Raw genomic sequence first — 5,714 nt, 5'->3', positions numbered from 1 at the left:
GGGGCGGGATCGCTCCAGCGACAGGCCGGATAGATTTACGCACCCAATGCCGGGTCGACGTCAGAAATCATCTTGCTGCGGGAGGCGTCCATAGATTGTCATAGCTGTCACCGACGCTGCCAACCGATGGCACGAGGTTGGCTTCGGCCAGGCGCTGGGTGTAGTTCATGGCAAGGTATTGAACGCCCCTGTCGCTATGGTGGATCAGGCCATCTTCCGGCCCCGGCCTGCGGCCATGGATCGCCTGCTCCAAGGCATCCAGAACAAAGCCGGCGGTGGCCGACGTGCTGACCTTCCAGCCCACGATCCGGCGGGCATAGGCGTCGATCACGAAGGCCACATAGACGAAACCGGCCCAAGTGTGCACGTAGGTAAAATCGACCACCCACAATGCGTTGGGCCGTTCAACGCGGAACTCACGGTTGACCTTGTCCAGCGGGCACGGGGCTTTCGGATTGCTGACCGTGGTGGTCGTCGTCTTGCCGCGCCGAACGCCCGCCAGCCCCATGGCGGCCATCAGGCGCTCCACGGTGCACCGGGCAACAGCCACGCCATCGCGCAGCAACTGGCGCCAGACCTTGCGCGCGCCGTAGAGCCCGGAACTGGCCTCGTGGACGCGCTTGATCTGCGCCTTGATCTCGTCATCACGGCGGGCACGCGCGGGGCGCCTGCCGGGATCGGCCAGGCGCCGGGCATGTTCATGGTAGGAGGACGGGGCGATTACCAGTTCACGGCAGATCGGCTCGATACCCAGATCCTCGCGATGGGCGTCGATGAACGCCATCATCATCTCTCGCGGCGGTCGAGCTCCGCCATCGCAAAATACGCCGACGCCTTGCGCAGGATCTCGTTGGCGCGCCGCAGTTCCTTAACCTCGCGCTCGAGCAGTTTGAGCCGGGCCTGGTCATCCGCGGCCCGCGCCGCTGGTGCCGTTCGTCGGCTCGCCTCCTCACGGCACCAGCGGCGCAGCGTCTCGGCCGTGCAGCCAATCTTGCTGGCGATCGAGGTCATCGCCTCCCACTCCGAGCCGTAATCGGCGCGATGCTCGCCAACCATGCGCACCGCACGTTCACGGACTTCAGGCGAAAACTTGTTCCGGGTCTTGCTCATAACGAAAGCTCCTTCTCACAAATAGGAGCCTCCGCGAAACCCGGGGCGCTTCAAAGCGCGGAGATTTATCGGCCATTTGCCGAGCTACTCCAGTCAACAAATAGGAAGCCAGTGATGAAATTGAGATCGATCGCATCGCTCATAGTGTCCGCCCTTCTGACGGGAGCGGCCCTTGCGCCGATCAACTCTGCGCAGGCGCAGAGTACGTCGACGCTCGAGGAGGTCAAAGTGCGAGGCGTGCTGCGCGCAGGCGTACGTCAGGACGTGCTTGGCTTCGGTATTGTCGACGAAAAGGGTAAGATCGTCGGCTTCGACGTCGATCTGGTCGGCGAGCTTGCCAAGCGCCTCAAGGTGAGACTCGAACTTGTGCCCGTCACCGCAACGACCCGCATTCCTTTGCTGCAGCAGGGCCGTGTTGATCTCATTGCGGCGACGCTCACTTATTATCGCCAGAGAGACGATGTTATCGATTTCTCCATCGGCTATTTTGCCGCCGGGCAACGGCTGATGGTGAAAAAGACGAGCCCGATCCGGACCATATCCGATACTGCGAAGAAGCGCGTCGGCACGACGATTGGCGCTGGCGTCGTGGAGAATTTGAAGAAGGCTCAACCCGAGGCGACGGTACAAACATTCGAGGGCTATCCCGAGGCATTTCTGGCGATGCAGCGGGGCCTCGTTGACGCGATCGTCGCGGACGCAATCATACTGGCTGGGCTCAGAGCGAACACCGCCAACCCGGAAGACTACGTCATTATCGGCACATCGCTCAATCGAAGCAATTATTCCATAGGAGTCCGTGAAAACGACTCCAAGTGGCGGGACGCGGTCAATTACACTCTTCAAGATATCTGGCGCGATGGAACATGGGATCAGATCTATGATCGCTGGATCGGGTCAGGATCGAAGATAAAATTGTCGAAAGACGAAATCGGATTTGCGATGGATCTTTGGGAGTAGATAAAATTATTCAAATAATAAATAAGTTTTGATTTCGAATAAGCAGATAAGTCAACTCAATGTACCAATTCAACTGGTGGATACTTTTAGGTCCCGATGGTATTCTGCTCATTAAAGGAGGTCAGGTAACTCTCCTCCTTGCGGTGTCGGCTTGGCTGATCGCAATCACCTTTGGGGTTGTCCTCGGAGTTGCACGCTGGTCGGAGGCGCGCATATTCAAGCACATCTGCTGGCTGCATGTCGAGATAACGCGCAACACTCCCGCTCTCTTACAGATACTGTTCTGGTATTTCTCGGCAACGGCGCTGCTGCCGGAAACGGCCATCCTATTTCTCCGCGACCATGGATTTGAGTTTGTGGCGGCAATGTTTGCCTTAGGCTTGTATCATAGCGGCTTCGTGGCCGAGATTGTTCGCTCTGGACTAAACGCAGTCCCGGCGGGCCAGTTCGAGGCTGCCGAGTCACTTGGATTTAGCTTTGTGCAATCGGTGAGGTTAGTCTTGGCGCCGCAGGTCGCGCGGATCGTTACGCCATCCCTCACTAGTGAGACCGTGAGCCTGATCAAGAACACCTCGCTCGCGCTCGTTATCGGCGTGGCCGAGATAACCTACCAGGCGCGCTATATCGACGTTTACACGTTTCGGGGCGTCGAAGCGCTAGCCGCCGTTACTGCATTCTATCTCGTCATTTGCCTTGGGGTGGCCAGCATTGGGCAAGCGCTGCTCCGGCGATTGTCAAAATACGTGAAGGACGCAGCATGAACTGGGCTCTCGTTCTCACGGAAGACAATGTGCGCCGCCTGCTTGTAGGCGACTTCCCGACGAGCCTCGGGGGGGGCCGCGCTAACGATTACGTTGGCCGCACTTGGGATTGCTGCCAGCACTGCTCTTGGAATTGTGGGCGGCTATATGCGGTACGCTGGCCCCAGGCCTCTTCGCTGGCTTGCAGCCGGATATGTGGAGCTGATCAGGAACATCCCCCTACTCGTTTTAGTGTTTTGGCTCTACTTTGTGCCTCCGTATTTTGCTATCGAGCCCTCGAAGTTCGGCAGCATTCTGACAGCTTTGGTCCTCTTCAATGCTGCCTATGTCGCGGAAATCATACGCGGTGGCCTGCTGGCAGTTCCGACTAGCGCAACCGAGGCTGCGCGGGCAATGGGCATGTCCCGATTTCAGGAGGCAATGTATGTTGCCTTGCCAATAGCCGCCTTCAATTCACTTCCGGCGCTCGCCGGGCGCTACATCACTTTACTGAAGAACACGAGCCTAGCGTTCCTGATTGGACTTGCTGACTTAACCGAGATAGCGCGGCAGATTAATAACCGTCTCATGACCGCCCCCATCGAAGTGTACGGCACTATTCTTGTGCTGTACTTTCTGATGAATCGTGCTCTGTCTGCCGCGATGCGCCCACTAGAACGCCGAGAAATTTTCAACCGGGTATTTTGCGGTTTCGCGAGATGAGCGTCGCGCGAAGGAATAGAAATGAAAAGGCATTTTGAAGTCCTCATGATCCTGCGAGTCCGCGTCGCAACACCGTATATCTAACAAGAAAGCGCCCCATGACTGAATACAGAGTTCTTCATATCTCCGACATGCATCTGAGCCAAGTACGCCCGCACAATGTTCGGAACTGGGACTTTTGCGTTGCCAAGATTGAGGAGTTGCAACCGGATTTTGTGGTGGTTGGTGGCGATATGGTTCTTGATGATCCGGACGCAGCCGACGATCACGCGTTTGCACACGCGCAAATTTCCCGCATTACTGTGCCCTGGCGAGCACTCGCAGGCAATCATGACGTTGGCGATACTGCGCCGGCGCCATATCAAGGGCAGCTAGTCAGCAACGAGCGGCGCAAGCGGTTTCTCTCGCTCTATGGGGCTGACTATTGGGCGCGTGATCTTGGGGACTGGCGCCTGATTGGTCTGAATGATCTCATCTTCGCCAGCGAGTTGGAGGCGGAGAGAGAACAGGCGACTTGGCTGGCCGCGAGGCTGAAGGAGTGGAGGGAGAAGCCGATCGCTCTGTTTCTCCACAAGCCGCTGTGCCTCGATACTCTTTCGGAGACCGTCATTACGCAGGCCGCCGTAACACCGGTTGGGCGAAGCAGGCTTCTTGAGTTGATCGCTGACAGCGACGTGCGCTTGATTGGCTCAGCACATACACATCGCCACAGGAACTTTCTTTGTGACTCCATCGCAATGATCTGGACTCCGACCATCGGTCAGGTCAATCAGGGCTTTCGCGTGCCGCGCGGAGGCGACCAGCGAACCGGATGGATCATGTATACATTCAGGGGGCAGGAGGTCGAATGGGAGCTGATGCACTTTCCCGAACTTCAGCCGGTCGATATTTCCGAGCTTGTGAAGAACTACAAGGCGATGCGCTTTGTGCCTCCCGCACTGTCCGCCGCGCTGAGTTGATCCAAGACGATTCCCTGGATCTCCAGAGGCAGGAGTTTCCGGCCTTCGATCACGGCGGTGGGCTGGGCGCTCCGCCGGGATTTTGCAGCAGGATCGGTGGCTTGTTGCCGATGACGTCTAAATGATCCTGAGCCCAAGGGTTGCGCCATCCACAGATGCACAGGTGTGCGTTCTTCAAGATAATTCGTCTCGTTGTGATGTGCTTCGTTTTGCGGCATACTGCGTCGATCGAGTTTTTACGAAGATTGGGTCTCAGGCAGCTGAATGAGCAGGCGATCGATCATCAGCGACGAGGATTTGCTCAAAGGTGCGCAGGCGATCGCGGCGGATATGAAGCTGCCTGACGGCGGTCGGATCAAGCTGGCGCGGATCATCGACGATCATCTGGCCTGGTTCGAGCGGGCTCGGGGACGAGGCCTGGAATGGAGCGACATCGTTGCGGTGTTGGCCCGTGCCGGCGCGACGCGGAGCGACGGGCGACCGCTGTCGCGCGGGCATGTGTCGTCGCTGGTCTGGCGCAAGCAGCGGGGATCGAACGCGCCTGCACCAGTGCAGGTGGCGAAGCCGCGCGAGGAGGCCGGCGTTCCCCCTGCGAGGACGCCGTCGAAGCGAACCGGCTGGCTCAGCGGCATCGATCTGCCAGCCGCCGATCATGCCCCGTCGCCCGACGCGCGGGTGTCCAAGCCGTCCCGGCGGCGTGCGCAAAAACATGGCGGAGACGTCGCGCCGTTGCCGCCGCCGGACCCATCCTCTGGTCGCGAATTTCCCCAGACGGATGGCGACAAGATGCTCGCCTTCATGCGCCGCGCCGCTCGTCTTCGGCGAGACGAATAGCTGCCGGGCGCGCAATGCTGCCCGGCCCGCTGGTTCGACCGCCCGACATGGCGATACCCCGCCCGGAAGCGTCCGGGCGGGGTATCGCCGGGGATCTCATTCACCGTTGCGGCGGGCGGGTCGGGACCAGATCAGGCTGTAGGCTTCGTCCTCGTCGTCGAAGAGGTTGGCGTAGATCGGGGCGGTGAAGCTCGGATCGTCGAGCTTGAGCCCGAGATACTCCCGGCCCTCGTTGGAGCGCTTGGACCAGGCGGCTCCGATCTCCACGTTATGCGGTGCACCGCATAATGTCGATTATGCGTAGCGCGGGATTATGTGGAGTCGTTGGCTGGCAGCCGCGGTTTTGCGGGGTTATTGTCGCCGTGCCGCTCCGCATAATCTCGACCAT

4 protein-coding genes, 3 pseudogenes and 1 other annotated feature are annotated in these 5,714 nt (G+C 59.1%); of the genes and pseudogenes, 5 read left to right on the top strand and 2 right to left on the bottom strand.

All coding sequences use genetic code 11. From position 1 onward, the window contains the following. Positions 1 to 94 precede the first annotated feature (94 nt). Positions 95 to 1,110: pseudogene (locus tag ACFPOB_RS29505) on the bottom strand (IS3 family transposase); the annotation flags it as partial. Continuing rightward, positions 715 to 829, bottom strand: a sequence feature (AL1L pseudoknot). (Overlaps the previous pseudogene by 115 nt.) A gap of 114 nt (positions 1,111 to 1,224) precedes the next feature. Here ACFPOB_RS29505 and ACFPOB_RS29500 point away from each other — a divergent pair. From ACFPOB_RS29500 to ACFPOB_RS29480, 5 genes and pseudogenes are all read left to right on the top strand, one after another. Further along, positions 1,225 to 2,070, top strand: coding sequence for a transporter substrate-binding domain-containing protein (locus tag ACFPOB_RS29500; RefSeq protein ID WP_377801745.1), 846 nt, complete (start codon positions 1,225 to 1,227; stop codon positions 2,068 to 2,070). Between the two features lie 59 nt (positions 2,071 to 2,129). Further along, complete coding sequence (locus ACFPOB_RS29495; protein WP_377801744.1) at positions 2,130 to 2,831, top strand: amino acid ABC transporter permease; 702 nt, start codon at positions 2,130 to 2,132, stop codon at positions 2,829 to 2,831. Positions 2,832 to 2,912: 81 nt separating this feature from the next. Continuing rightward, positions 2,913 to 3,533: pseudogene (locus tag ACFPOB_RS29490) on the top strand (amino acid ABC transporter permease); the annotation flags it as partial. 98 nt (positions 3,534 to 3,631) lie between these two features. Then, positions 3,632 to 4,492 carry a metallophosphoesterase family protein gene (locus tag ACFPOB_RS29485; protein WP_377801743.1) on the top strand — a complete coding sequence of 287 codons (861 nt, stop codon included), beginning with the start codon at positions 3,632 to 3,634 and terminating at the stop codon, positions 4,490 to 4,492. A 264-nt stretch (positions 4,493 to 4,756) separates the two neighbouring features. Beyond that, on the top strand, positions 4,757 to 5,326 hold the full coding sequence (locus ACFPOB_RS29480) for a hypothetical protein (protein WP_377801742.1): 570 nt from the start codon (positions 4,757 to 4,759) through the stop codon (positions 5,324 to 5,326). A 96-nt stretch (positions 5,327 to 5,422) separates the two neighbouring features. Here the strand turns inward: ACFPOB_RS29480 and ACFPOB_RS29475 are convergent. Continuing rightward, a pseudogene (locus tag ACFPOB_RS29475) lies at positions 5,423 to 5,590 on the bottom strand (DUF736 domain-containing protein); the annotation flags it as partial. Positions 5,591 to 5,714: the final 124 nt, after the last annotated feature.

This window comes from Allobosea eneae, from assembly GCF_042657265.1.
GTDB classification, from domain to species: Bacteria; Pseudomonadota; Alphaproteobacteria; order Rhizobiales; family Beijerinckiaceae; genus Allobosea; species Allobosea eneae.
The sequence above is the reverse complement of the archived record's forward strand: the minus strand, read 5'-3'. Positions and strand labels throughout refer to the sequence as shown.

Excerpts from the sequence above, each read along its gene's own strand:
- ACFPOB_RS29500 (WP_377801745.1), top strand. The coding sequence starts at position 1,225 with ATGAAATTGAGATCGATCGCATCGCTCATAGTGTCCGCCCTTCTGACG.
- ACFPOB_RS29495 (WP_377801744.1), top strand. The coding sequence starts at position 2,130 with ATGTACCAATTCAACTGGTGGATACTTTTAGGTCCCGATGGTATTCTG.
- ACFPOB_RS29485 (WP_377801743.1), top strand. The coding sequence starts at position 3,632 with ATGACTGAATACAGAGTTCTTCATATCTCCGACATGCATCTGAGCCAA.
- ACFPOB_RS29480 (WP_377801742.1), top strand. The coding sequence starts at position 4,757 with ATGAGCAGGCGATCGATCATCAGCGACGAGGATTTGCTCAAAGGTGCG.